25 protein-coding genes are annotated in these 23797 nt (G+C 75.4%); 11 read left to right on the top strand and 14 right to left on the bottom strand.

The genetic code is table 11. The annotated features are described in order from the left end of the window. Positions 1 to 15: 15 nt before the first annotated feature. On the top strand, positions 16 to 990 hold the full coding sequence (locus ACI8AF_RS10415) for a sulfite exporter TauE/SafE family protein (protein WP_456539623.1): 975 nt from the start codon (positions 16 to 18) through the stop codon (positions 988 to 990). Between the two features lie 3 nt (positions 991 to 993). Here the strand turns inward: ACI8AF_RS10415 and ACI8AF_RS10410 are convergent, their stop codons facing one another. From ACI8AF_RS10410 to ACI8AF_RS10370, 9 genes are all read right to left on the bottom strand, one after another. Further along, a complete protein-coding gene (locus ACI8AF_RS10410) occupies positions 994 to 1965 on the bottom strand; it encodes an NAD-dependent epimerase/dehydratase family protein (protein WP_456539622.1) in 972 nt (323 codons plus the stop codon). Positions 1966 to 2028: 63 nt separating this feature from the next. Continuing rightward, positions 2029 to 2406 carry a cupin domain-containing protein gene (locus ACI8AF_RS10405; protein ID WP_456539621.1) on the bottom strand — a complete coding sequence of 126 codons (378 nt, stop codon included), beginning with the start codon at positions 2404 to 2406 and terminating at the stop codon, positions 2029 to 2031. A 38-nt stretch (positions 2407 to 2444) separates the two neighbouring features. Then, the gene (locus ACI8AF_RS10400) at positions 2445 to 2879 is read right to left on the bottom strand and encodes a DUF5994 family protein (protein WP_456539620.1); all 435 of its coding nucleotides are present in this window, start codon (positions 2877 to 2879) and stop codon (positions 2445 to 2447) included. A gap of 343 nt (positions 2880 to 3222) precedes the next feature. Beyond that, positions 3223 to 5112, bottom strand: a complete 1890-nt coding sequence (gene typA / locus ACI8AF_RS10395; protein WP_456539619.1) for a translational GTPase TypA — start codon at positions 5110 to 5112, stop codon at positions 3223 to 3225. A 100-nt stretch (positions 5113 to 5212) separates the two neighbouring features. Further along, positions 5213 to 5551 carry a hypothetical protein gene (locus ACI8AF_RS10390; protein WP_456539618.1) on the bottom strand — a complete coding sequence of 113 codons (339 nt, stop codon included), beginning with the start codon at positions 5549 to 5551 and terminating at the stop codon, positions 5213 to 5215. A 19-nt stretch (positions 5552 to 5570) separates the two neighbouring features. Continuing rightward, a complete protein-coding gene (locus ACI8AF_RS10385; RefSeq protein ID WP_456539617.1) occupies positions 5571 to 6866 on the bottom strand; it encodes a DUF4232 domain-containing protein in 1296 nt (431 codons plus the stop codon). Between the two features lie 46 nt (positions 6867 to 6912). Next, on the bottom strand, positions 6913 to 7677 hold the full coding sequence (locus tag ACI8AF_RS10380) for a DsbA family protein (RefSeq protein WP_456539616.1): 765 nt from the start codon (positions 7675 to 7677) through the stop codon (positions 6913 to 6915). Continuing rightward, on the bottom strand, positions 7667 to 8149 hold the full coding sequence (locus ACI8AF_RS10375; RefSeq protein ID WP_456539615.1) for a DoxX family protein: 483 nt from the start codon (positions 8147 to 8149) through the stop codon (positions 7667 to 7669). Before ACI8AF_RS10375 ends, ACI8AF_RS10380 begins: the two co-directional genes overlap by 11 nt. Before the next feature lie 109 nt (positions 8150 to 8258). After that, a complete protein-coding gene (locus ACI8AF_RS10370; protein ID WP_456539614.1) occupies positions 8259 to 8822 on the bottom strand; it encodes a YceI family protein in 564 nt (187 codons plus the stop codon). Positions 8823 to 8915: 93 nt separating this feature from the next. On the opposite strand from ACI8AF_RS10370, the gene ACI8AF_RS10365 reads away from it, so the two are divergent. The 5 genes from ACI8AF_RS10365 (at position 8916) to ACI8AF_RS10345 (ending at position 13977) form a co-directional block, all read left to right on the top strand. Next, complete coding sequence (locus ACI8AF_RS10365; protein ID WP_456539613.1) at positions 8916 to 9434, top strand: MarR family winged helix-turn-helix transcriptional regulator; 519 nt, start codon at positions 8916 to 8918, stop codon at positions 9432 to 9434. Between the two features lie 274 nt (positions 9435 to 9708). Next, complete coding sequence (locus ACI8AF_RS10360) at positions 9709 to 10785, top strand: ABC transporter substrate-binding protein (protein WP_456539612.1); 1077 nt, start codon at positions 9709 to 9711, stop codon at positions 10783 to 10785. Between the two features lie 10 nt (positions 10786 to 10795). After that, entirely contained in the window at positions 10796 to 11605 is an 810-nt protein-coding gene (locus tag ACI8AF_RS10355; RefSeq protein ID WP_456539611.1) for an ABC transporter ATP-binding protein, read from the top strand. Continuing rightward, positions 11595 to 12506 (top strand): ABC transporter permease, encoded by a 912-nt coding sequence (locus tag ACI8AF_RS10350; RefSeq protein ID WP_456539610.1) that lies wholly within the window; start codon positions 11595 to 11597, stop codon positions 12504 to 12506. The genes ACI8AF_RS10355 and ACI8AF_RS10350 overlap by 11 nt, the downstream gene beginning before the upstream one ends. A 70-nt stretch (positions 12507 to 12576) precedes the next feature. Then, positions 12577 to 13977, top strand: a complete 1401-nt coding sequence (locus ACI8AF_RS10345) for a BTAD domain-containing putative transcriptional regulator (protein WP_456539609.1) — start codon at positions 12577 to 12579, stop codon at positions 13975 to 13977. 46 nt (positions 13978 to 14023) lie between these two features. Here the strand turns inward: ACI8AF_RS10345 and ACI8AF_RS10340 are convergent, their stop codons facing one another. Both ACI8AF_RS10340 and ACI8AF_RS10335 read right to left on the bottom strand, forming a co-directional pair. Then, positions 14024 to 14677, bottom strand: a complete 654-nt coding sequence (locus ACI8AF_RS10340; RefSeq protein ID WP_456539608.1) for a hypothetical protein — start codon at positions 14675 to 14677, stop codon at positions 14024 to 14026. Positions 14678 to 14777: 100 nt separating this feature from the next. Beyond that, positions 14778 to 15434, bottom strand: coding sequence for a DUF4386 family protein (locus tag ACI8AF_RS10335; protein ID WP_456539607.1), 657 nt, complete (start codon positions 15432 to 15434; stop codon positions 14778 to 14780). A 154-nt stretch (positions 15435 to 15588) separates the two neighbouring features. Between ACI8AF_RS10335 and ACI8AF_RS10330 the strand changes: the two genes are divergently transcribed. Together ACI8AF_RS10330 and ACI8AF_RS10325 are read left to right on the top strand one after the other, a co-directional pair. Then, entirely contained in the window at positions 15589 to 16755 is a 1167-nt protein-coding gene (locus tag ACI8AF_RS10330) for a sensor histidine kinase (RefSeq protein WP_456539606.1), read from the top strand. Then, entirely contained in the window at positions 16752 to 17429 is a 678-nt protein-coding gene (locus tag ACI8AF_RS10325) for a response regulator (protein WP_456539605.1), read from the top strand. The genes ACI8AF_RS10330 and ACI8AF_RS10325 overlap by 4 nt, the downstream gene beginning before the upstream one ends. On the opposite strand, the gene ACI8AF_RS10320 is transcribed toward ACI8AF_RS10325, so the two are convergent. The 3 genes from ACI8AF_RS10320 to ACI8AF_RS10310 are packed head-to-tail and all read right to left on the bottom strand — an operon-like array spanning position 17372 to position 20480. Continuing rightward, positions 17372 to 18286, bottom strand: coding sequence for an enoyl-CoA hydratase-related protein (locus tag ACI8AF_RS10320; protein ID WP_456539604.1), 915 nt, complete (start codon positions 18284 to 18286; stop codon positions 17372 to 17374). The genes ACI8AF_RS10325 and ACI8AF_RS10320 overlap by 58 nt on opposite strands. Next, a complete protein-coding gene (locus ACI8AF_RS10315; RefSeq protein ID WP_456539603.1) occupies positions 18283 to 19263 on the bottom strand; it encodes an acyl-CoA dehydrogenase family protein in 981 nt (326 codons plus the stop codon). Before ACI8AF_RS10315 ends, ACI8AF_RS10320 begins: the two co-directional genes overlap by 4 nt. Next, a complete protein-coding gene (locus ACI8AF_RS10310; RefSeq protein ID WP_456539602.1) occupies positions 19260 to 20480 on the bottom strand; it encodes an acyl-CoA dehydrogenase family protein in 1221 nt (406 codons plus the stop codon). Before ACI8AF_RS10310 ends, ACI8AF_RS10315 begins: the two co-directional genes overlap by 4 nt. A 104-nt stretch (positions 20481 to 20584) precedes the next feature. On the opposite strand from ACI8AF_RS10310, the gene ACI8AF_RS10305 reads away from it, so the two are divergent. The 3 genes from ACI8AF_RS10305 to ACI8AF_RS10295 all read left to right on the top strand — a co-directional run bounded on the left by ACI8AF_RS10305 (position 20585) and on the right by ACI8AF_RS10295 (position 23791). Continuing rightward, on the top strand, positions 20585 to 21232 hold the full coding sequence (locus tag ACI8AF_RS10305) for a TetR/AcrR family transcriptional regulator (RefSeq protein ID WP_456539601.1): 648 nt from the start codon (positions 20585 to 20587) through the stop codon (positions 21230 to 21232). A 32-nt stretch (positions 21233 to 21264) separates the two neighbouring features. Continuing rightward, complete coding sequence (locus ACI8AF_RS10300) at positions 21265 to 22131, top strand: class I SAM-dependent methyltransferase (RefSeq protein ID WP_456539600.1); 867 nt, start codon at positions 21265 to 21267, stop codon at positions 22129 to 22131. A 64-nt stretch (positions 22132 to 22195) separates the two neighbouring features. Next, on the top strand, positions 22196 to 23791 hold the full coding sequence (locus tag ACI8AF_RS10295; RefSeq protein ID WP_456539599.1) for a long-chain-fatty-acid--CoA ligase: 1596 nt from the start codon (positions 22196 to 22198) through the stop codon (positions 23789 to 23791). Positions 23792 to 23797: the final 6 nt, after the last annotated feature.

The following is a 23797-nucleotide window of genomic DNA, read 5'->3' as shown; positions in this document are numbered from 1 at the left end:
CGGAGTCCTGCCCTCGTGAAGTCCCTCGTCCTGATCGCCCTGGTCGGGCTCGGCGCCCAGCTCGTCGACGGCAGCCTGGGAATGGCCTACGGCGCCACCTCGGCCACGCTGCTACTGGCGATCGGCATGAACCCGGCGACCGCGTCCGCCAGCGTGCACCTCGCCGAGATCGGCACGACGCTGGTCTCCGGCGTCGCGCACTGGCGCTTCGGCAACGTCGACTGGAAGGTGGTGGCGAAGGTCGGCGTCCCGGGCTCGGTGGGCGCCTTCGCCGGCGCGACCGTGCTCTCGCACCTGTCCACCGAGATCGCTGCGCCGGTGATGTCGCTGATCCTGCTGGCACTCGGCCTCTACATCCTGGTCCGGTTCACCCTCCGCGGCCTGGACCGGCGCAACCTGGGCAAGCCGCTGCGCAAGCGCTTCCTCGGTCCGCTCGGCCTGGTCGCCGGCTTCGTCGACGCCACCGGCGGCGGCGGATGGGGGCCGGTCGGGACGCCGGCCCTGCTGGCCAGCGGCCGCATGGAGCCGCGCAAGGTGATCGGCTCGATCGACACCTCGGAGTTCCTGGTGGCGCTCGCCGCGAGCCTTGGCTTCCTCTTCGCCCTCGGCTCCCAGGGCATCGACTTCGTGTGGGTCGTCGGCCTCCTGGCGGGCGGCCTGGTCGCCGCGCCGGTCGCCGCCTGGCTCGTGCGGCACCTGCCGCCACGCCTGCTCGGCTCGCTGGTGGGCGGGATCATCGTGCTCACCAACGCCCGCACACTGCTGTCCGGCGACTGGGTGGACGCCTCCGACGGTGTCCGCGCCGTCGCCTACGCCGTGCTGGTCACGGTCTGGGCTGCCGCGGTGGCCCACTCGTTCCGCCAGCACCGCAAGGAGCAGGCGCTCGAGCGGGCGGCGGTCGAGCCGAACGCCGCAGCTCGGCTGCCCGAGGAGCGCACGGCCCACGAGGCCCCGGTCAGCGCAGGGCGTCCGTCCGCGCCGCAGGGCTGAGGTTCACGCCAGGAGCCGCTCCTCGAGCTCCTGGGGCAGACCGGGCAGCGCCCGGCCGGACGGTGGTTCCGGCCGGGCGCTGCCCTGCATCCAGGCCCAGGTGTCGGCGACCGAGTCGCGCAGTGGACGGCTGGGCAGGCCGAGCTCGCGGGCGCGGGAGGTGTCGACGTCCCAGGCGGTCGCGGCGGTCGCCGGCTCCAGCCACAGCGGCAGGTGGTGCCACTGCTCGACACCGGCGGCGAGCAGGTCGGCGTCGGGCACCGGCACCCACTCGGCGGCGGAGCCGGTCACCTCACGGCAGAGGTCCAGCAGCCCGCCGAGCGTGGTCATCCCGGCCGGCCCGGTGGCGTTGACCGCCCCGCTGACGCCCTTCTCCGCCATCTCGACCAGCCAGCCGGCCAGGTCGCGGGCGTCGACCACCGCGATCGGCTGGTCGACGGACGTGGGGACGACGACGCGGCCGCCGCGGGCGATCCGGTCCAGCCACCAGCCCAGCCGGTAGAGCGGGTCGTGCGGGCCGATGATCAGGCCGGCGCGGGCGGTGAGGAACCGCTCGCCGAGGGCCGCGCCGAGGATGCGCTCGGCGGCGGCCTTGTTCGGGCCGTACTCGTCGTCGTCGGTGTCCCAGGTCGGCTCGCCGTCCTCGCGGCCGATCGGACCGGGCGGCCAGGTCGCGTACGCGTTGAGGCTGCTGACGAATGCGTACCCGGCGACGTCGGGCAGCGCCGCGGCGGCGTTCCGGGCGGCCGCCCGGCTCTGGCACGAGGTGTCGACGACGAGCTCCGGCTGCCGGCCGGCGAGGGCACGGGGCAGGGCGTCAGGGTCGTCGCGGTCGCCGCGCAGCGCGCGGACCCCCTCGGGCGGCTCGCCGGAGACGCCGCGGGTGAAGGTGGCGACCTCGTGGCCGCGCTCGAGCGCCGCCGTCACGACGTGCCGGCCGAGGAAGTGGGTGCCACCGAGGACGAGGAGCCGCATGCCCCTCACCCCAGCCGACCCGCCGCGCCGCCGTCCAGCCGGTTCGCGGACGGCGGAACGGCGCTACAGCAGCACGACGCTCTCCTGCTCGTTCGGGTCGGTGCGGGCGATGAGCGCGCGCACCGGGCGGTCGGTGGGGTTGAACGGCTGGTGCGGCACCCCGGCGGGGATGTACACGAAGTCGCCGGCCGCGAAGGTGTCGACCCGCTCGAGGCCGGGGCCGTGGCGCATGGCCGCGGAGCCCTCGAGCACGTAGATGGCCGACTCGTGGCCCTCGTGCAGGTGCGCCTTGGCCTCGCCGCCGGCCGGCAGCTCGAGCAGGTGCATGCACAGCCCGCGAGCGCCGCAGCTCTCCGCCGAGATGCCGGCGAAGTACTGCATGCCCTGCTTGCCGGTGTAGCCGCCGCCGTCGTCGGCGCGGATGATGCTGGCCTCCGTCATCGGCCGAGCGTCCCGTCGGCAGCCGCGCCGGACAAGGGTCAGGAGGCGGGGGTCAGCTCGGGCACCTGCGGGATCGGGGTGGCGCGCGCGGCGGCGAGCACCATCTGCGGGGAGCGCGGCAGGCCGCGGCGGGTGCACAGCCGCAGCGCCCGGGCGCCGGTGACGACGTCGGTCTCCGGCGGGACGACGAGCAGGTCCGCCCGCTTCGCCCCGCCGTCCCAGCTGATGCAGACGACCTGCGCGTCCATGCTGCGGAAGCCGCCGGTGCGGATCACCCGGCCCAGCACGGCGATCTTGCGCGGGATCTGCTCCCACGCCTCCAGCGAGTAGGTGAACCGCTCGACCCGCACGCCGCGGCGGCCCAGCTCGGCGATCAGCTCGGGCAGCTCGACGGTGAGGTCGTTGCCCCGCGGCCACCACGCGCCGTCGAACGCCGAGTCGCTCGCGGTCCCGGCGTCGTGCCGCAGACTCACGCGGACGTCGATCCCGCCCCGGAAACCGTTCCTGCCCAGGGCCGTCCGTGTGATCGTCATCTGGCGCTCGCGCCGCCTTCCCGTTGTCGAACCCGACCCGCCGGTCAGACGGGTCCGATCTGAACGTAGGTCGGCGTGTCCGCAGGTCAGCGGCAAGGAGCGGGCGGCGTGGCGGAACGGTCCGGCCCGTCGCCACGACCCGTGACCGGACCACCACGTCCGCCCCGCCGAGGCGCCGCGCGCCTCCGCCGGCCGAGAAGGCGATTCGTGCACGGGACACGCGCGGACACGCCGCCCAGCCGGGCACGAACTGCCATCTCGGCCCGGCGGACGAGCCCGACGCTCAGAGCTTGGGCTTGCGGTTCTTGGCCTTGCCGCGCTCGTTCTGGTCGAGGATCACCTTGCGGATGCGGATGGCGCCCGGCGTCACCTCGACGCACTCGTCCTCGGCGCAGAACTCCAGGGCCTGCTCCAGGTTGAGGATCCGCGGCGGCACCAGGCGCTCGAGCTCCTCGGCGGTCGAGGACCGCATGTTGGTGAGCTTCTTCTCCTTGGTGATGTTGACGTCCATGTCGTCGGGGCGGGAGTTCTCGCCGACGATCATGCCCTCGTACACCTCGGTGCCCGGGGCCACCATGAGCGAGCCGCGCTCCTGCAGCGAGAACATCGCGTACGACGTCGCCACGCCCTGGCGGTCGGCGACCAGCGAGCCGGTCGGCCGGGCGCGCATGTCGCCCTGCCACGGCTCGTAGCCCTCGAGGTTGTGGTTGAGGACGCCGGTGCCGCGGGTCTCGGTGAGGAACTCGGTGCGGAAGCCGATCAGGCCGCGCGAGGGGACGACGTACTCCAGCCGCGCCCAGCCGGTGTCGTGGTGCACCAGGTTCTCCATGCGGCCCTTGCGGGCGGCCAGCGCCTGGGTCAGCGTGCCGACGTACTCGCCGGGGCTGTCGATGGTGACCCGCTCCATCGGCTCGTGCAGCTTCCCGTCGATCTCCTTGGTGACCACCTGCGGGCGGCCGACGGTGAGCTCGAACTCCTCGCGGCGCAGCTGCTCGACCAGGATCGCCAGCGCCAGCTCGCCGCGGCCCTGCATCTCCCAGGTGTCGGGGCGGTCGGTCGGCAGCATGCGCACCGACACGTTGCCGACCAGCTCCTGGTCGAGCCGGTTCTTGATCAGCCGGGCGGTGAGCTTCTTGCCCGAGCGGCCGGAGATCGGCGAGGTGTTGATGCCGATGGTGATCGAGATCGACGGCTCGTCGACGGTCAGCGGGGGCAGCGGCCGCGGGTCCTCGGGGTCGGCGAGGGTGTCGCCGATCATGATGTCCTCGATGCCGGCGATGGCGACCAGGTCACCGGGGCCGGCGCTCTCGGCCGGGGTGCGGGTGAGGCCCTCGGTCATCAGCAGCTCGGTGATCTTGACCCGCGAGATGCTGCCGTCGGTCTTGCACCAGGCGACCTGCTGGCCGTTCTTGAGCGTGCCGGAGTGGATGCGCAGCAGCGCCAGCCGGCCGAGGTAGGGCGAGGCGTCGAGGTTGGTGACCTGCGCGCGCAGCGGCTCCTCGGCGTCGTAGGTGGGCGCCGGGATGGTCTCCAGCAGCGTCTTCACCAGCGGGGCGAGGTCGGGGCTGTCCGGCGACGTGCCGTCGGCCGGGCGGGTCAGCGAGGCCTGCCCGGTCTTGCCGTTGCTGTAGACGATCGGGAACTCCAGCGCCTCCTCGCCCAGGCCGTTGTCCTCGAGCAGCTCCATGAACAGCTCGTAGGTCTCGTCCACGACCTCGGCGATGCGGGCGTCGGAACGGTCGGTCTTGTTCACGACGAGGATCACCGGCTTGCGCTGGCCGAGCGCCTTGCGCAGCACGAAGCGGGTCTGCGGCAGCGGGCCCTCGGAGGCGTCGACGAGCAGGACGACGCCGTCGACCATCGACAGGCCGCGCTCGACCTCGCCGCCGAAGTCGGCGTGGCCGGGGGTGTCGACGATGTTCACCGTCACCGGGTTGCCGTCCTCGTCGGCCAGCCGGATCGCGGTGTTCTTGGCGAGGATGGTGATGCCGCGCTCGCGCTCGAGGTCCATCGAGTCCATGACGCGGTCCTGCGTGGTGTCCGCGTCCGTGCCCTCGCCCTTGGCGCGGCCGAGCGCGCCGGCCTGGCGGAGGAGGGCGTCGACCAGGGTGGTCTTGCCGTGGTCGACGTGGGCGATGATCGCCACGTTGCGCAGGTCGTCGCGGGTGGGCATGCGGAGAGGCACCTCAGGGGATTCGGGGACGCCGCGGCGAGCGCGCACGCGGCATCTCTGGTAACGGCCGCCGGCCCGGCGACCTTCCCAGGCTACGCGGTCAGGCGCGGGCGGCGTCCCGGTCGGCCACCAGGTACGTCACCCCCGCGGAGGCGATCGTGACCAATCCCACCGCCAGCCAGGAGTTCAGGCCGACGCCGAGGGCGAGCACGTGGGCCAGCACGAACGCCCCCAGGTAGAGCAGCCCGAGCCCCACGGCGACCGGCCAGCCGCGGCGGCGGGCCCACAGCGCCGCCGCGCCCACCCCGCACACCGCCAGCAGCGCACCGCCCAGGGCGCGCACCCCGGTGCCCTGCGCGACGCCGAAGCCCGCGGCCAGCCCGACGGCCACGAGCACCGAGGACGGGAGGCGGGTGCGGGTCGGCGAGGAGACGGCCATGCCGCCAGTGTCCCCGGGCTCAGCTCCACGGCGGCGCCCAGGGCGCGATGCCCCAGGTGCCGCCGTCGGCGAGGTCGAAGGGCGCCGGGCCCGGGCCGCCGACCACCGCGGCGTCGGCGGCCGGTGCACCGGGCGCGAGGGCGACGGTGACCGACTGCGGCGTCTCGGCGTCGGCCCACCCGGCGTAGGTGCGCCAGTCCAGCAGCGCGTAGGCGTGCCCGCCCGGCGCGATGCCGACCCGCTGGACGACCGGCGGGGAGCCGTCGGCGCTCTGGCCCTGCTCCACGACCAGCGTCAGCGGCCGGCCGCCCTGCAGCAGCGTCACCACGGGCACGCCCTCCACCCAGCACGGCCGCGTCCCGGTGTTGGTCGCCTCGACGGCGGCGGCGCGAGCGCCCATCGCGGCGTCCCAGCCGGTGACCGAGAAGCGCAGGTCCGCCGGGCCGCACGGCACCTCGGCCTCGACCGGCGGCGGCGCCGTGGTCGCCGGCACCGGCGCAGCGCTGGTCGGGGGTGGGACCGGCGGCTGCGTCGTCGGCGCGGCCGGGGCGGGATCCGCGGCGACGACGGGCTCCGGGCGCGGCAGCAGCACGGCGGGGACCAGGACGGCGACGACGACCAGCGCGACCGCGACCGCGGCGGCCGCCGCGCCGGCCGCGCGGCCGGCCCGGCTCCCGCTGCCGCGCGGGGCGAGCAGGGTGCGCGCGGCCAGCACGGTCAGCGCGACGACCGCCGCGTCGACGACGGCGGGCACCGCGTTCCGCGCCGTCGGCCCGGCCAGCAGCACCGCCCACGCGGCGCCGGACCCGAGCGCCCCCGCCGCGAGGCCGGTCAGCCACGACCGGCGCGGCGACGACCAGGCCGCACCGGCCACCCGGTCCGCCCCGGCGACCGCCGCGGCGTGGACGAGCCACGCCCCGAGGGCGGCCAGCGGGACGAGGTGGTCGCCGACGAGCACCAGGAAGATCACCGGCAGGAACAGCACCACGGGGACGACGAAGCCGACCATGCCGGCGAGCAGCGCGTGCGCGGCCGCCGGCAGCGGGCCCGCCGGCCGCCGCGGCGCCGGGTCCAGCCACCGGACGAGCAGCAGCGCCCCGGCCAGCACACCGCCCGCGCCGACGGCGACCCAGATCCACAGCGACGTGCGGGCCGCGGCCGCCTCCGCGGGCGAGCAGCCGCACGGCAGGGGGTCGCCGGGGTCGAACCAGCCGGGCGAGTACCGCCCGGCGGCGGAGCCGGCCAGCAGCATGACCAGGGAGCCGACGGCGAGCAGCACGTACGGCGTCGACCGCCACCGCCCGCGCCGAGCCACCGACTCCCCCGTCCGCCTGGAACCCGCCCGGACGGATCCTGCCCCCTCAGCCCTGGGCGGCGGCGGAGACCGCGCTGCTCAGCGCGTCGGCGGTGAGGTCGGAGAGCTGCTGCCCGTCGACCAGGACGGTCGGCGTGCCGGTGACGCCGTCCTGCGACGCCTGGTCGGTGACCCGCTGCACCCAGCCCCCGTACGTGAGGTCGCGGACGGCCTGCTCGACCTGCTCGCCGCTCGCGCCGGCCTGGGCGGCGTAGTCGACCAGCTGGTCGTCGGTCAGGCCGGCGCCGCCCTCGGCGGGCTGGTTGGCGTAGAGCAGGTCGTGGAACGCCTCGAAGGCGTCGGGACCGGCGGTGTCGAGGACGGCGGCGGCCGCGTTGAGCGCCCGGGTGGAGTAGTCGTCGTTGGCGCTCGTGTCGAGGAACGCCATGCCGTGGTAGCGCACCCGGACCGTGCCGTCGGCGACGGAGGAGGCCAGCGTCGCCCCGGCGGCGTCCTCGAAGTCCTTGCAGACCGGGCACTGGAAGTCCTCGTAGAGGTCGACCGTCACCGGCGCGTCGGCCGAGCCGACCACGACCGCCGTCCCGTCGTCGGTGGTGTGCGCGGGGGTCGCGGCGTCGGCGGCGGTCGCGGTGCGGTGCCCCTGGACGACGATCGCGACGACGACGACGACGGCGACGGCCACCAGCGCCGCGGCGACCAGCCCGCCGAGCAGACGGCGGCGGCGCTGCGCGCGGGCGCGGGCGGCGGCCTCCGCGGCGCGCTGCTCGGCGATGCGCCGGCGGGCGGCGGCGCGCTCGGCGTCACCGGACACGGGCGCACTCCTCCACGGGCAGGGGTCGGCCGCCCAGGGCGAGCCGCGAGCGGGGCCACCGGGCGAGGGCGAGGGCGACCAGCAGCAGCGCGGTGTCGCGCAGCACCTCGGCGGGGTAGGCGGTGTCGGCCGCGGCCACCTCTCCCCCACCGCCGAAGCAGCCGCAGCCGATCTGCAGGCGGCGGGCCCAGGCGGAGGCCACGGCCGCGGTGAGGACGGCGAGCAGCACGGCGGCCGACAGCGCCGCCGTCCGCACGAGGACCCCGACGAGCAGGGCGAGCCCGACCGCGATCTCGACCACGGGCAGGCCGAAGGCGACCGGCCCGACCAGCGCCTCGGGGAGCAGCCGGTACGCGCGCACCGCCTGCACGGCGGCCGCCGGGTCGGGCAGCTTCAGCGCGCCGGCGACCACCAGCACGCCGCCGAGCAGCAGGCGCGCCGCGGTGACGAGCCAGGGGGCGGCGGTCCTCACCCGCCCACCGTCGTCCGCGCGGCTGGGAGGCGGCTGCCTCCGACCTGTGAAGACGCCGAGAGGCCCCCGGCAGGACGCCGGGGGCCTCTCGGTGAGGGTTCGGGGAGGCTCAGGAGGCGCGGAGGACGGCCTCGATCTCGAGCTCGACGGAGACCTTGTCGCCCACGACGACGCCGCCGCCGTCCATGGGCATCTTGATGTCGACGCCGAAGTCGTTGCGGTTGATCTCGGTCTTGCCCGAGAAGCCGGCGCGGTAGCCGCCGTAGGCGTCCGGCCCGAAGCCGTTGAGCTCGAGGGCCAGGGTGACCGGCTTGGTGTTGCCCTTGAGGGTCAGCTCGCCGTCGACGAACCAGTCGGCGCCGTCGGTGCGCACCGCGGTGGACCGGAAGGTCATGTGCGGGTGGTTGTCGACGTCGAAGAAGTCGGCGGAGCGGATGTGCGCGTCACGCTGGTCCTGGCGGGTGTCGATCGAGCCCAGGTCGATGGAGGCGGTCACCGTGGACTGCGCCGGGTCCTCGGCGGTGACGATCTCGCCGGTGAACTCGCGGAAGTAGCCGCGGACCTTGCTGACCATCATGTGGCGGACGGAGAAGCCGACGGTCGAGTGCGACGCGTCGACGTCCCAGGTGCCGACGACGTAGCCGGGGATCTGGGTGGTCTGGGTGCTGGTCACGGGTGGTGCTCCTCAGAGGTCGTTGAGCGTTGTACCTTCTGCCCGTCGCTAGCGTAGTTGAGAGCTTGACTATTCCGCTAGTACGCTGGAGGCATGACCACGCAGGTGTCGCCTTCCTCACAGCCCGCCGCCGCGGCGCGGGCTCCGCGCTGGCTCGACGCCGAGGAGCAGAAGGCCTGGCGCGCCTGGCTGTTCAGCTCGATGCTGCTGCAGGACCGGCTCGACCGCGAGCTGACCCACGCCACCGGCATCTCGCACGCCTACTACGAGATCCTGGTCAGCCTCTCCGAGGCGCCCGACCGCCGCCTGCGGATGAGCCAGCTGGCCGACCGCTGCCTGTCGTCGCGCAGCCGCCTCTCGCACGCCGTGTCCCGGTTGGAGGAGCGCGGCTGGGTGCGCCGGGAGGTCTGCCCCGACGACGGCCGCGGGCTGCTCGCCGTCCTCACCGACGAGGGGTTCGCCGCCCTCGAGGCTGCTGCGCCGGTCCACGTCGAGAGCGTGCGGACCCACCTGTTCGACCAGCTCTCCCCCGAGCAGGTCGCCGCGATGCGGGACCTCGGCGAGACGCTGCTGCGCCACCTCGAGCCCCCGGCCGGCGCCTTCACCTTCTGAGGCGGGCCAGTTCCGCCGCCTGTGCCGGTCGTCACACCAACGCAACAAAGTCCACCTTTCCGGTGGACTTGGTGAAGGTTATGGTTGCGCGGTGTCTGCGCTCCTCCTCGTGGCCTGCCGCCACCTCGACCACGGCCGGTTGAGCGCCAGCCTCTGTATGCGCGTCTGACCGCACGCCCCAGTTCCCCGGGCGCGCGGCCGTCGCCGACGCGCGCCCTGCCTCGCGCCGTCCCGCGGTGCCTGCGTGCCCTCTGCCCCAGAGGAGCCCCACCCCATGTCCCGCACCACTCTCCGCCGCACGCTCGCGGCCCTGGCCGCCGTTCCGGTGGCCCTGGGTCTCGCCGCCTGCGGCGGCAGCAGCGACGCCGCCGAGGACGGCGGCTCGGGCGCGCCCGCCGAGCTCCGCCTCGGCTACTTCGCCAACGTCACCCACGCCGCCGCGCTGATCGGCGTCCAGAACGGCCTCTTCGCCGACGAGCTCGGCGACACCGAGCTCACCACCCAGGTCTTCAACGCCGGCCCGGACGAGGTCGAGGCGCTCTTCGGCGGCGCCCTCGACGCCGCCTACATCGGCCCCAGCCCGACCATCAACGCGTACGGCCAGAGCGACGGCGACGCCATCCGCATCATCGCCGGCGCGGCATCCGGCGGCGCGCAGCTCGTCGTGCGGGAGGGCATCGACTCTCCCGACGACCTCGAGGGCGCCACGCTGGCCAGCCCCCAGCTCGGCAACACGCAGGACGTCGCGCTGCGCACCTGGCTCACCGAGCAGGGCCTCGAGAACAGCGTGGAGGGCGGTGGTGACGTCACGATCTCACCGACGCCGAACAGCGACATCCCCAACCTGTTCGACTCGGGCGAGCTCGACGGCGCGTGGGTGCCCGAGCCGACCGCCTCGCTGCTCGTGCTGGAGCACGGTGGTCAGGTCCTCGTGAACGAGAAGGACCTGTGGCCCGGCGGCGAGTTCGTCACTACGCACCTGATCGTGCGAACGGAGTTCCTCGAGCAGTACCCCGACACGGTCGCCGCGCTCCTGCGCGGGCACGTCGCCGCCGTGGAACTCGCCGGGAGCGACCCCGAGGCCGCCAAGGAGGCGGTCAACGCCGCTCTGGACGCCGCCGGCGGCAAGTCGCTCGACGCGTCCGTCCTCGACCGGGCCTGGAGCGAGCTGACGGTCACCTACGACCCGATCGCCTCGGCCCTGCAGCAGTCCGCCGAGAACGGCGCCGCCGCGGGGACCACCGAGGAGGAGGTCGACCTGGCCGGCATCTACGACCTGCGCGAGCTCAACTCGATCCTGGAAGAGCAGGGCCTGGAACCGGTGTCGGCCGGCGGACTGGGGGAGGAATGACGAACCGGGGATGGACGTCGTGAGCGTCCGGACACAGGACCTGGCCGCGGCCGGGACGGGGGCCGCTCCGGCGGGCCCCGACACGGCGGCGGTCCGGGTCGAGAACGTGTCGCAGGTATTCGGACGAGGCGCACCGGCTGTGCTCGACGGGGTGGACCTCACGGTGGCGCCGGGCGAGTTCGTCTGCCTGCTGGGCGCCTCCGGGTGCGGCAAGTCGACGCTGCTCAACCTCGTCGCGGGGCTCCTGGAGCCCACGGCCGGCCGGATCGAGGTCTCCGCCGAGCGCCCGGCCCTGATGTTCCAGGAGCCGGCACTGCTCCCGTGGCTGACCGCGGCCCGCAATGTGGAGCTCGCGCTCCAGGCACGCGGCGTCGGCCGCGCGCAGCGGCGGTCGGAGGCCGAGCGGCTCCTCGATGTGGTGAACCTCGGCGGTCAGGGCGGCAAGCGGGTGCACGAGCTCTCCGGTGGCATGCGCCAGCGCGTCGCGCTCGCCCGGGCACTGGCCCAGGACAGCTCCGTGCTGCTGATGGACGAGCCGTTCGCCGCCTTGGACGCCATCACCCGTGACGTCCTGCACCAGGAGCTCGCCCGCGTGTGGGCGGAGCAGAGCCTCTCGATCGTGTTCGTCACGCACAACGTGCGGGAGGCGGTGCGGCTCGGTCAGCGCGTCGTCCTCATGGGCTCGCGGCCCGGACGGATCGTCAAGGAGTGGGACATCGACATCCGCCATCCCCGCACGATCGAGTCGCCGGCGGTCAGCGCGCTGGCCGCCGAGATCACCACCGAGCTGCACCGGGAGATCAGCCGCCATGGCCACTGACCTGCAGCGCGCCGCGGGATCCGCCGACACCTCGAACATCGCCGAGGACCGCGCCGTCGTCGCGGGTCTCGACGAGCTCGAGACGGGCATCCAGCCACCGCCCGGGCCGGGCCTCGGCCGGCGGTTCGTGCGGTCGGTGCTGCCGCCACTGGCCTTCCTCGCCGCCCTGGTCGGTGTCTGGCAGCTCGCCTACCTCGCGGAGGTCAAGCCGTCGTATGCGCTGCCCGGACCCGCCGACGTCGCGGAGGTCTTCTGGGAGACCGTCCAGGACGGGCGCGCGGCCGAGGCGATCTGGACCAGCCTCTCCCGGGGCGCGATCGGCTTCGCCCTGTCACTGGTCATCGGGACGCTGCTGGGCCTGGCCATGTGGAGCAGCCGGTGGCTGCGCGCCGCGATCGGTCCGATCGTCAGCGGGCTGCAGAGCTTGCCGTCGGTCGCCTGGGTGCCGGCCGCGATCATCTGGTTCCAGCTGTCCGACGCCGCCATCTACACCGTCGTCCTGCTGGGCGCCGTCCCGTCGATCGCGAACGGCCTGCTGACCGGCATGAAGCAGGTTCCCCCGTTGTTCGACCGGGTCGGGCGCGTCCTGGGGCTCTCGGCAGTCGGCCGTGTGCGGCACGTGCTGCTGCCCGCCGCCCTGCCGGGATACCTCGGCGGGCTGCGGCAGGGCTGGGCGTTCGCCTGGCGCTCGCTGATGGCGGCCGAGCTGATCACCTACTCCCCGGAGCTGGGGCAGGGCCTCGGTCAGCTGCTCAACATCGGTCGCGAGCTGTCCCAGATGTCACTGGTGATCACGTCGATCGCGCTCATCCTCGTCGTGGGTGTGGCGATCGAGCTGCTGGTGTTCGCGCCGCTCGAGCGCGGCGTCCTCAACCGCCGCGGTCTCACCACCGCCCGCTGAGGGCGGCCACCCCGCTTCGGCGCCGAGAGCAGTTCCGCGCTCGGCGCCGAAAGCGTGGCAGCATGCCGCCGTGGTCGCGCCCCCGGACATCGAGACCGGCACCGGGACCGGCACCGAGTGCCGGGTGCTCGGGCCGCTCGAGGTGCACGCCGGGGGCGGGCCGCTGCCCCTCGGCGGGCGCAAGCAGCGGCTGCTGCTGGCCGCGCTGCTGCTGGCCGCCGGCCGCACCGTCTCCGCCGACCGGCTGGTCGACCTGCTGTGGGGCGAGGAGGCGAACGACAAGGTCCGCAACACCCTGCAGGTGCACGTGTCGACGCTGCGCAAGCTGCTGACGGCCGGCGGCAGCGGGCTGACCGTCGTCCGCCGCGAGCCCGGCTACGCCCTGGAGGTGCCCGCGGACCAGCTGGACCTGCTGCGGTTCCGGGCCGCGGTGGAGAGCGGCCGCGCGGCGCTGCGCCGGGGACGGGCCGCCGAGGCGGTCGCCGACCTGGACGAGGCGCTCGGCCTGTGGCGCGGCGCCGCGCTGGCCGACCTGGCCGACGAGCCGGGTCTGCAGGCCGAGCTCGCCGCGCTGGCCGAGGAGCGGCTGGCCGCCGTCGGCACCCGGATGGAGGCGCACCTGGCGCTGGGCCGGCACGCCGAGGTGGTGCCCGAGCTCGCCGACACGGTCGGCGCGGCGCCGCTGGACGAGCACCTGCGGGCGCTCTTGGTGCTGGCGCTCTACCGCAGCGGGCGGGCGGCCGACGCGCTGGCGGTGCTGCGGGAGGGACGGCGGGTGCTCAGCGAGGAGCTCGGCGCCGACCCGGGGCCGGAGCTGCGGGACCTCGAGCGCGCGGTGCTGGCCACCGAGGACCTGCGCGGGGTCGAGCGGGAGAGCCGGCCGTTCCTGCTGTTCCGGGACGCGGCGGGCGAGCAGCGGGTCGTCGTCCTGGACGCGGCGCGGTCACCGGTGACGATCGGCCGGGCGCCGGGCAACGCGGTCACCCTCGCCTGGGACCCCGAGGTGTCGCGGACCCACGCCCGGCTCGAGTGGTGCCGGCTGGGCTGGGTGCTGGTCGACTCCTCGCGGAACGGCTCGCTCGTGGACGGGACGGTGGTGCGCGGCCGCCGGCTGCTGCGCGACGGGGCGGTGGTGCGGGTGGGCGAGACGGCGCTGCTGTTCCGCTCTTCCAGCCGGGCGCGGCGGGCGGCGGAGGAGTCGACGGTGGTCACCCTCGACGCGCCGGTGGCGCTGCTCGGCGGGCTGCCGCCGCAGGAGGCCGCGGTGCTCGGCGCCGTGCTGGCCGCGCCGGCGGAGGCGTTCCGCGGGGGGCGGGCGGAGGACCTGCTGGCCGAGGCGCTGGCGGTGCCGGCCGAGGAGGTCGACGCCGTCCTGGGCCGGCTGTGCCGCCGGCTCGGGGTGACCGACAGCGGCGCCCGGGTCCCGGCTCTGGCGAACCGGGCCCGGGCGCTGGGCATCGCGTCGGTCTGAGCGTCGATCTGGGCGTCGGTCTGGGCGAGACGGCCCACCCGGCGGCTCAGAGCGGCAGCAGCGCGGACAGCGCGTCCTCGACGACCGCGGAGCCGTCCGGCGTCGTGGAGGCGACGGCCTGCGGCTCGCCCGCGGCCAGCCGGTCGACGGCGCCGTCCTCGTCGCGGTCGGTGAGGCCGTAGCCGTACTGGTAGCTCACCTCCCAGTAGGTGTAGCCGTACGCCTCGACGAAGACGTAGCTGACCGACGCGTACGCGTAGGAGGTGGCGTAGGCCGACTCGTAGTAGTCGGCGTAGCCGTCGTCGTTCGTGTCGTAGTACAGCCAGTCGGCGTAGCCGTCGACGTCCTCGTCCACGCCCCACACGTCGGGCTGGCCGTCGTAGGTCGTGTCGATGCCGACCTCCTCGACGTAGCCGTCCTCGTTCGAGTCGAACGACCAGGTGTCGGCGTAGCCGTCGAGGTCGGTGTCCTCGGCGATCTGCTCGGCGTAGCCGTTCTCGTTCCAGTCGATCGCCCAGGTGTCCTCCCAGCCGTCGTAGCTGGCGTCGAAGCCGTAGGCGTCGGCGTAGCCGTTGCCGTCGGTGTCGTAGGCGTTGTACGCGACGTCGGCGGCCGAGGCGGGGGCCGCGACGGCGACGCCGAACGCGAGCGCGGCGACGGGGACGGTGGCGCGGACCAGGTTGCGGGAGAAGCGGTTCACGGTGGGTGCCTTCCTCGGGAGGGAGCCGGGTGGCTCCGGATGCGAGGACGGTCGACCCGGGCGCTGAAGAAGCGCTGAAGCGGAGCGGTCCCGCCCCGCTTCAGGCCGGTACCGCGAGGGCGACGGGGGCACGGTCGCCGCGCAGCAGCAGCCAGCCGCTGGCGGTCACCGCCCAGACCAGGAACACCAGCTGCAGCGGGTCGTAGACGGCGGGGACGGCCGTGCCCACCAGCACCGCGGCACCGGCGACCGCGCCGAGCAGCGCCAGCCACCGCGGCAGCGCACCCACCGCGAGCGCGCCCAGGCCGAGCAGCAGGGCGAACGCCCCGTCGAGCGCCCAGCTCAGCCCGAAGGCGGAGTCGTTGAGGTCGAGCAGCGCGGTGACGGTGCCGGCGTCGTACCGGCCGACGTGGAGGGCGGCGATCGTGGGGGCGAACGACGCCAGCTTCACGGTGAACGCGGCGACCGCGAGGCCGACGGCGGCCGACGGCAACCAGCCGCCCGGATCCGCGGCGCGGATCCGGGCGGCGATCCGCGTCGCCAGGAGCACGAGCGCGGCCAGGCCTGTCGCCTCCAGCCAGGCGCCCACCCACAGACCGGTCGTGGGCGGGTGGTCCACCAGGTGCGCGCGGACCGCCTCGGGATCGGCGAGCGATGCGGGCATGTGCGGGGCCACGAACCCCACGTAGCCGGTGAAGACCAGGACGACGAACAGGATGCCGCCGGCGTCGGCGACGCGGTCGAGGATCTTGGACACGGTGACCTCCGGAGCGGGAGCGGGACGACGTCACCGTGGCGCCGCAGCGCCCGCTCCCGCGTCCGCTCGGGGTCTCTCCCTCTCCACCCGTGGGCTGATCCCGGTGCGACCTGCAGGGGACCCGCGCGGCCCGGAGCGCCGCTACGTTTCCGCCGTGGGCATCCGGGCTCGCGCCGTGGACGTCGGCCTCGCCGCCGGCTCCGCCGTCCTGACCGTGCTCGTCCTGCTCGATCTCGGCGTCTTCGCGGCCAGCGACGGGGCGCTCGTGGGCAGCCGCTGGTGGGTCGCACCGCTCATGCTGGTGCCGTCCGCCGCGCTGCTCTGGCGGCGGACGCGCCCGTTCGCGACCATCGTCGGCGTCTGGGCGCCGGTCGCGCTGCACTCCTTCCTCAGCGGAGTCGGCGCCGAGGGCCTGTTCCTCGTGTGGCCGGCATGGGTGAGCCTGTACGCGCTCGCGGCGTACGGCACCCGCCGGCAGCTGGTCGCCGGTCTCGCGGTCGCCGTCGTCTGCCTGTTCGTGCACGACTGGTACGACCCGGGGGCCTGGCGGGCCGGCGCCGACGCGGCCTGGTCCGCGCTCTGGTGGAACACCCTGCTCTTCGTGGCCCCGCTGGTCGGCGGCGTGGTGGCCGGCGCGCGGCGGGCGCGGGCGCTGGCCGCCGAGAAGGAGCTGGCCGAGGCGCGGGCCCGGGTGGCGGTCGCCGAGGAGCGCGCCCGCATCGCCCGGGAGCTGCACGACGTCGTCACCCACCACGTCAACCTCGTCGTCCTGCAGGCCATGGCCGCGCAGGGGTTGCTCGACCGCGACCCCGCACGGGTGCGCGGGCGGCTGGAGGTCATCGAGCGCAGCGGGCGGGAGGCGCTGACCGAGATGCGCCGGCTGCTGGGCGTGCTGCGCGACGACGACGTCCGGCGCCCGCTCGCGCCCCAGCCGGGGGTCGACGACCTCGACGACCTGGTCGGCTCGGCGGCGGCCTCGGGCCTCGACGTCGGGCTCGCCGTCTCCGGCACCCCGCGCCGGCTGCCCACCGGGCTCGGCCTGGCGGTCTACCGGATCGTGCAGGAGGCGCTGACCAACGCCGCCCGGCACGCCGGGGGCGCCCGGGTCGGGGTGAGCCTGCGCTACGAGCCGGAGGTGCTCGACGTCGTCGTGCTGGACGACGGCGGCGAGACCGCCGCGGCCGTGCCCGGCGGCGGGCGCGGGCTGCTCGGCATGCGCGAGCGGGTGGCCGCCTACGCCGGCACCCTCGAGACCGGCCCGGCCGACGGCGGCGGCTACGCCGTGCACGCCCGCCTGCCGCTGCCGGCGGAGCCCGCGTGATCCGCGTCCTCGTCGCCGACGACCAGGCGCTCATCCGCGACAGCTTCCGGCTGCTGCTCGACCTGGAGCCCGACCTCGAGGTGGTCGGCGAGGCCGGCGACGGCCGGGAGGCGGTGGCCCGGGCGCGCCTCCTGGACCCCGACGTCGTCCTGATGGACATCCGGATGCCGGTGCTCGACGGGCTGGCCGCCACGCAGGCGATCACCCGCGCCGGGCTGCGCGCCGCCGTCCTGATCCTGACCACCTACGACGCCGACGAGTACCTCTACGACGCGATGAAGGCCGGCGCCGGCGGCTTCCTGCTCAAGGACGTGCGGCGCGAGCAGCTGGCCGCGGCGATCCGGACGGTGGCCGCCGGGGAGGCGCTGCTGCACCCGTCGCTGACCCGGCGGCTGGTCGAGCGGTTCGTCGGGGGGCCGCCACCCGGGCGCCGGCCCGAGGCGCTCGCCGCCCTCACCGAGCGGGAGACCGAGGTGCTGCGCCTCGTCGGCCGCGGGCTGTCCAACGCCGAGATCGCCGCCGCACTGCACCTGGGCGAGGCGACGGTGAAGACGCACCTGGGCCGGGTGCTGGTCAAGCTGGGCCTGCGCGACCGGGTGCAGGCCGTCGTCCTGGCCTACGAGTCGGGGCTGGTGCGCCCGGGCGAGCCCGGCGCCACGTCGTCCGGGAGCTGAGGCCAGGGCGGGACGGGGACGTCGTCGAGCGGGGCGGTGAACCGCGCCGGGCGCTTCTCCAGGAACGAGGTGACGCCCTCGGCGGCGTCCGGGCCGGCGCCGAGGGCCATCAGCGCCTGCGACTCCAGGCGGTGGGAGTCCCACGGGGTGGGCGAGCCGAGCATCGACCACAGCAGCCGGCGGGCGGCGGCCACGGCGACCCCCGAGGTGTTCTCGACGATCTCGGCGGCCAGCGCCCGCGCCGTGGGGAGCAGCTCGTCGTCGGGGACGACGCGGGAGACCAGCCCGCCGGCCAGCGCCTCGGCGGCGTCGAACACCCGCCCGGTGGCCACCCACTCCACCGCCCGGCTGATGCCCACGACCCGCGGCAGGAACCAGCCCGACGCCGCCTCGGGCAGGATGCCGCGGCGCACGAACGGGAACCCGAAGCGCGCCGACTCCGCGGCGATGCGCACGTCCATGGGCAGCGTCATCGTGGCGCCGACGCCCACCGCGGTGCCGTTGACCGCGGCGACCACCGGCTTGCGCAGCGCGGCGAACGCCAGCGACACCACCCCGCCGCGGTCGCGCGGCACCCCGCCGACCGTCTCGCTCATCGGCCCGCTGGGGCGGTTCGCCACGCGGTCGACGTCGAAGGTGTCGCGGCCGCCGCTGAGGTCGGCGCCCACGCAGAAGTGCCGCCCCGCCCCGGTGACCAGCACGACCCGCACCGCGTCGTCGGCGTCGGCCACCCCGGCGGCCCGCACCAGCTCGTCGGCCATCGTGGCGGTGAAGGCGTTGCGCTGCTCCGGCCGGTGCAGCGTGATCGTGGCGACGCCGTCGGCGACCTCGTACCGGATCTCGGCGTAGCCGCTCACGCCCCCAGCGCCCCGGCGACGGCGAGCCGCGCGACCGCGTCGAGGTGCTCGGCCTCGTCGCCGAGCAGCAGCCGGTCGACCTTGGCCCGCCGCCAGAACAGGTGCGCGTCGTGCTCCCAGGTGAAGCCGATGCCGCCGTGCACCTGGATGAGCGTCTCGGCGGCCCGCTCGAGCGCGCCCGCGGCCTGCGCCTTGGCCGCGGAGGCGGCCAGCGGCAGCTCGCCGGGCGCGGCGTCGGCCGCCCACGCGGCCCACCACACCAGCGAGCGCAGCGTCTCCACGCCCACCCAGGCGTCGACCAGCATGTGCTTGACCGACTGGTAGGAGCCGATCGGCCGCCCGAACGCCTCGCGCTCCTGGGCGTAGGCCACACCGAGGGCGACCGCGCGGTCGGCCGCGCCGAGGTCCTCGGCCGCCAGCACCACGGCTCCGGCGTGCCGGGCCCGCGTCCACAGCTCGCCGGCACCGGGGCGCAGGACCCGCCGCGAGGTGAGCCGCACCGTGGCCAGGCCGCGGGTGGCGTCGATCGGCCGGCCGGCGGTGGCCTCGCCCTCGCCGAGCACGAGGTCGTCGCCGTCGAGGGCCAGGAACGCCGTCGCCCCCACCGCGTCGATCGCCGGGGCGGACCCGTCGACGACCGCGAAGGCGGTCGACCCGTCGGCCAGCCGCGCGGCGAGCCCCGGCTCGTCGGCGAGCAGGACCGCGGCGCGGGCGGCGGTCACCAGCGACGGGCCGGCGAGCACGGCGCCGGCCTGCTCGGCCACGACGGCGAGGTCGAGCAGCCCGCGCCCGGCACCGCCCGCCGCCTCCGGCACGGTGATGCCGAGGAAGCCGATCTCGGCCAGGGCCTTGTGCCCCGGCCGGACCGCGCCGCCCTCGAGCGCGTCCCGGGCGGCACCCGGCGAGGCCTGCTCGGTGAAGAACTCCCGCGCCGCGGCCGCCGCGTCGCGCTGGTCGGTGTCGAGGTCGAAGTTCACCGCGTCCCCCCGGAGAACGGCTGGTCCTTGTCGGAGCGGGGTTCCGGCGGCAGGCCGAGCACGCGCTCGCCCAGGATGTTGCGCAGCACCTGGTCGGTGCCCCCGGCGATCGCCAGCCCGGGCAGGTACGCCTGGGTGCGCTGCCAGGTGTCGTCACCGTCCGCGGTGGCCCAGTAGACGGCCTCGTCGCCGAGCAGCCGCACGCCGGCGTCGGCCACCAGCTTCGCCGCCGCGGTGCCGGCCAGCTTGCCGGCGCTGGCCTCCGGGCCCGGGATGCCGCCCTGGCTGAGCACGGTGAACCGGCGGTAGCCGGTGTACCGGGTCGCCAGCGAGGCGACCACCGCCCGGCCGACCGCCTGCCGGGCCACCGCCTGCCGCTCCGGGTCGAGCGCGGGCAGCCGGTCGCGGGCGTGCGCGACGAGCGACTCCACCGGCTGGCCGAGGTCGGTGCCGGCCCCGCCGATCGCCACCCGCTCGTTCATCAGCGTGGTGAGCGCGACCCGCCACCCCTCCCCCGGCTCGCCGAGCCGCTCGGCGTCGGGGATGCGCACGTCGTCGAAGAACACCTCGTTGAACCCGGCGCCGCCGGCCATCTGGCGCAGCGGCCGCACCGTCACCCCGGGGGCGTGCATGTCGACGACGAACATCGTCAGCCCGGCGTGCTTCGGGCGGGTGGGGTCGGTGCGGGTCAGCAGGATCCCGAAGTCGGAGACGTGGGCCAGCGTCGTCCAGACCTTCTGCCCGTTGACCACCCAGTCGTCGCCGTCGCGGACGGCGGTGGTGCGCAGCGCCGCCAGGTCGGACCCCGACGCCGGCTCGCTGAACAGCTGGCACCAGACGTCGTCGGCGCGCAGCAGCCGGGCCAGGTAGCGGTGCTTCTGGTCCTCGCTGCCGTGCGCGATGACGGTCGGCCCGCACATGCCCAGGCCGATGTGGTTGATCAGCGGGGGCACCCGGGCGCGGGCCAGCTCCTGCGCCACGATCGCCTGCTGCACCAGCGTGCCGCCCTGCCCGCCGTGCTCGCGCGGCCAGGTCACGCCCACCAGGCCGGCCAGGGCGAGCACCCGCTGGGTGCGGCGGAACTCGGCCTCGTGCCGGCCGGCGTCGGGCGACTCCTCACCCGGCGCGGTGTGCAGCAGCTCGCCCGCGTGCTCGTCGAGGACCGCGCGCACGTGCGCCCGGTAGGCCGCCTCGTCGGGGGTGTCGTCGAAGTCCACGCGCGGCTGCCTTCCGTCGAGGGGGTGACCCGGCTCACCCTCGCACCGCTCCTCCGGAACGGTCAACGGTGACTGCCAGGGCCGGCGGGCCCTACGCTCGCGCGGTGACCGCGCTGCCCACCGGCCCGCCCGCGCCCGGCAGCGCGCGGGCCCGGCGCACCGCCGACAGCCGCGCGCTGATCCTCGAGGCGGCGGTCACCTGCCTGGTCGAGGACGGCTACGCCGGCGCCTCGACGCTCGCGGTGCAGGCCCGCGCCGGGGTCTCCCGCGGCCGCCTGCTGCACCACTTCCCCTCCCGCGGCGAGCTGCTGGTCGCCGCGGCCGAGCACCTGGTCACCACCCGGCTGACCGAGCTGCGCGACCGGGCGGCCGCGCTCATGGCCGACCAGCCCACCGGGCCCGAGCGGGTCGACCGGGCGCTGGACCTGATGTGGGCCACCTTCCAGGAGCCGCCGTTCTGGGCGGCGATGGAGCTGTGGGTGGCCGCCCGGACCGACGCCGAGCTGCGGGTGGCGCTGCGGGCGCAGGAGCGGCGGCTGCGCGCGGCGATCGGCGCCGTCGCCGACGAGATCTGGGGGCCGGAGATCGCCGCGGCGGCGCTCTACGCCGAGCTGTGCGAGCTGCTGTTCACCAGCATGCGCGGCGTCGCGATCGTCTACGCGTTCGAGGAACGGCCACCCGCCACCGACCCCCACGTCGCGCTCTGGAAGCGGCTCGCCCGGCGGTACCTGTACGGCGCGCCCGAGGGGTGACGCCGGGGCCCCGGCCGGGCCAGCATGGCGGGATGGACGAGGTCCGCGTCCACGAGTACGTCCTCGGCTCGGCCGATCCGGAGATGGCCCGGCTGGCGGCGGTCTCGCGGGTGTACGGCCCGGCCACCGACGCGTGGCTGGACGCCGCGGGTCTGCGGCCGGGGATGGCGGTGGCCGACCTCGGCTGCGGCCCGGGCGACGTGACCCTGGCCGTCGCCGCGCGCGTCGGGCCGATGGGGTCGGTCGTCGGGGTGGACGGCGCCGAGCGCCCGCTGGAGCTGGCCCGGCGCCGCGCCGCGGAGGCGGGGCTGGCCAACGTGCGCTTCGAGCAGGCCGACGTCACCACCTGGCGCCCGCGGGAGACCCTCGACGCGGTGGTCGGGCGGCTGATCCTCGTCCACCTCGACGACCCGGTGGCCCAGGTGGCGCTGGCCGCCGACCTGGTCCGGCCGGGCGGGGTGGTCGCGTTCCTGGACGTCGCGCTGGCCACCCGCGCCGCGCACCCGGAGCTGCCGCTGCTGACCGCGTTCAACGGCTGGGTGCTCGAGACCTTCCGCCGGCTGGGCCGCCCGGTCGACATGGCGCTGCGCCTGGCGGCGGTGTTCACCGCGGCCGGCCTGGCGCGCACCACGCTCACCGCCGCCACGCCGGTCGAGCAGGGCGGCGGCGCGGTGGGCCTGTCGATCGTCGGCGGCGACGTCACCAGCCTGCTGCCGGCGTTCGAGATGACCGGCGTGACCACCGCGGCCGAGGTCGGACCCGAGACCTTCGAGCGGCGGCTGCGGGCGGAGGCCGCGGAGTTCGACGCGGTGCTCCTCAACCCGCTCGTGGTGGGCGCCTCGGCGCGGACGCCGGCCCGGCGCGCTCCCGTCCCGCCGCCGCGACACGGTCAGGGTTGACCGTCACGTCACATCACGGCCAGCATGACCGGCGTCACACGCCGGCGGCCCGAGGGAGCAGCGCATGACCGTCCAGATCCCCACCCTGCGGGGCCGCGGCATGACCATGGCCGACCAGCTCGCGCGCTGGGCCCGGACGACGCCGGAGGTGAGCGCCGTCCGCTTCGAGAGGACCGGCCGCACCTACGCCGAGCTCGACGAGCGGGTCACCCGGCTGGCGCGGGCGCTCGCCGACCGCGGCGTGGGCGTCGGTGACCGGGTCGCCGTCCTGGGGCTCAACGGCATCGAGGTGTGGGAGTCCTACCTGGCCGGCGTCCGGCTGGGCGCGATCGTCGTCCCGGTGAACTTCCGGCTGGTCGCCGACGAGGTGGCCTACGTGCTCGCCGACAGCGGCGCGACGGCGCTGGTCGTGGACGACCCGCTGGCCGGGGTGGCGGCCAAGGCGCTGGAGCAGGCGCCGGACGTGGGCACGGTGCTGGTGATCGGCGAGGCCGCGTGCGGGCCGGGCAGCGAGCCGTACGAGGCGGCGGTCGCGGCGGCGTCGGCCGAGCCGCTGGACGTCGCGGTCGACGAGCAGGAGCCGGCGTTCATCATGTACACGTCGGGCACGACCGGCCGGCCGAAGGGCGCCGTCCTCACCCACCACAACCTGCTGATGCACGTCTTCAGCCAGGTGACGCACCTCGGCTGGAACCCCGACGACCGGGTGGCCGCGCCGGGGGCGCCGCTGTTCCACATCGCGGGCCTGGCCGGCGGGCTGCCGCCGCTGCTGCTCGGCGGCACGAACGTGATCATCAAGTCCGGGGCGTTCGACCCCGTGGCCACGCTCGACATGATCGAGCGGGAGAAGATCTCCAGCATCTTCATGGTGCCGGCGATGTGGGCCGCGGTCGTCGCCGTCCCCGGCATCGAGCAGCGCGACCTCTCCCACCTGCACCGGATCTCGTGGGGCGCCGCGCCGGCCTCGACCAGCCTGCTGCGCGCGATGATCGACACCTTCCCGCAGGCCGAGGTGATCACCGCGTTCGGGCAGACCGAGTGCAGCCCGGTCACCTGCTTCCTGCGCGGCGAGGACTCGGTGCGCAAGATCGGCTCGGTGGGCACGCCGATGCTCAACGTCGAGGTCCGCGTCGTCGACGAGCTGATGAACGACGTCCCCCGGGGGGAGGTCGGCGAGATCGTCTACCGCAGCCCGATGGTCATGAAGGAGTACTGGAACAAGCCCGAGGCGACGGCGGAGGCCTTCGCCGGCGGCTGGTTCCACTCCGGCGACCTCGTGCGGCAGGACGAGGACGGCTACTACTACGTCGTCGACCGCAAGAAGGACATGATCATCTCCGGCGGGGAGAACATCTACTGCGCCGAGGTCGAGGACGTCCTGGCGGCGCACCCGAAGGTGGCTGAGGTGGCGCTGATCGGCGTCCCGGACACCCGGTACGGCGAGGCGCCGCTGGCCGTCGTCTCCCCGCGCGACCCGGCCGACCCGCCCACGCCGGAGGAGCTCGCCGCGTGGTGCCAGGAGCGGCTGGCCCGCTACAAGAACCCGCGGCAGTACTCGGTCGGCGGGCCGCTGCCGCGCAACCCCAGCGGCAAGATCCTCAAGACCGAGCTGCGCAAGCAGCACAAGGCCGGCTCGCTCGTCTCCGAGCCCGCCGTCTGAGCCGCA

It is taken from the genome of Blastococcus sp. SYSU D00669 (assembly GCF_054050715.1).
This window is presented reverse-complemented; position numbering and strand designations above follow the sequence as displayed.

Excerpts from the sequence above, each read along its gene's own strand:
- ACI8AF_RS10410 (WP_456539622.1), bottom strand. The coding sequence starts at position 1,965 with ATGCGGCTCCTCGTCCTCGGTGGCACCCACTTCCTCGGCCGGCACGTC.
- ACI8AF_RS10405 (WP_456539621.1), bottom strand. The coding sequence starts at position 2,406 with ATGACGGAGGCCAGCATCATCCGCGCCGACGACGGCGGCGGCTACACC.
- typA (WP_456539619.1), bottom strand. The coding sequence starts at position 5,112 with ATGCCCACCCGCGACGACCTGCGCAACGTGGCGATCATCGCCCACGTC.
- ACI8AF_RS10390 (WP_456539618.1), bottom strand. The coding sequence starts at position 5,551 with ATGGCCGTCTCCTCGCCGACCCGCACCCGCCTCCCGTCCTCGGTGCTC.
- ACI8AF_RS10365 (WP_456539613.1), top strand. The coding sequence starts at position 8,916 with ATGACCACGCAGGTGTCGCCTTCCTCACAGCCCGCCGCCGCGGCGCGG.
- ACI8AF_RS10360 (WP_456539612.1), top strand. The coding sequence starts at position 9,709 with ATGTCCCGCACCACTCTCCGCCGCACGCTCGCGGCCCTGGCCGCCGTT.
- ACI8AF_RS10355 (WP_456539611.1), top strand. The coding sequence starts at position 10,796 with ATGGACGTCGTGAGCGTCCGGACACAGGACCTGGCCGCGGCCGGGACG.
- ACI8AF_RS10350 (WP_456539610.1), top strand. The coding sequence starts at position 11,595 with ATGGCCACTGACCTGCAGCGCGCCGCGGGATCCGCCGACACCTCGAAC.
- ACI8AF_RS10300 (WP_456539600.1), top strand. The coding sequence starts at position 21,265 with ATGGACGAGGTCCGCGTCCACGAGTACGTCCTCGGCTCGGCCGATCCG.
- ACI8AF_RS10295 (WP_456539599.1), top strand. The coding sequence starts at position 22,196 with ATGACCGTCCAGATCCCCACCCTGCGGGGCCGCGGCATGACCATGGCC.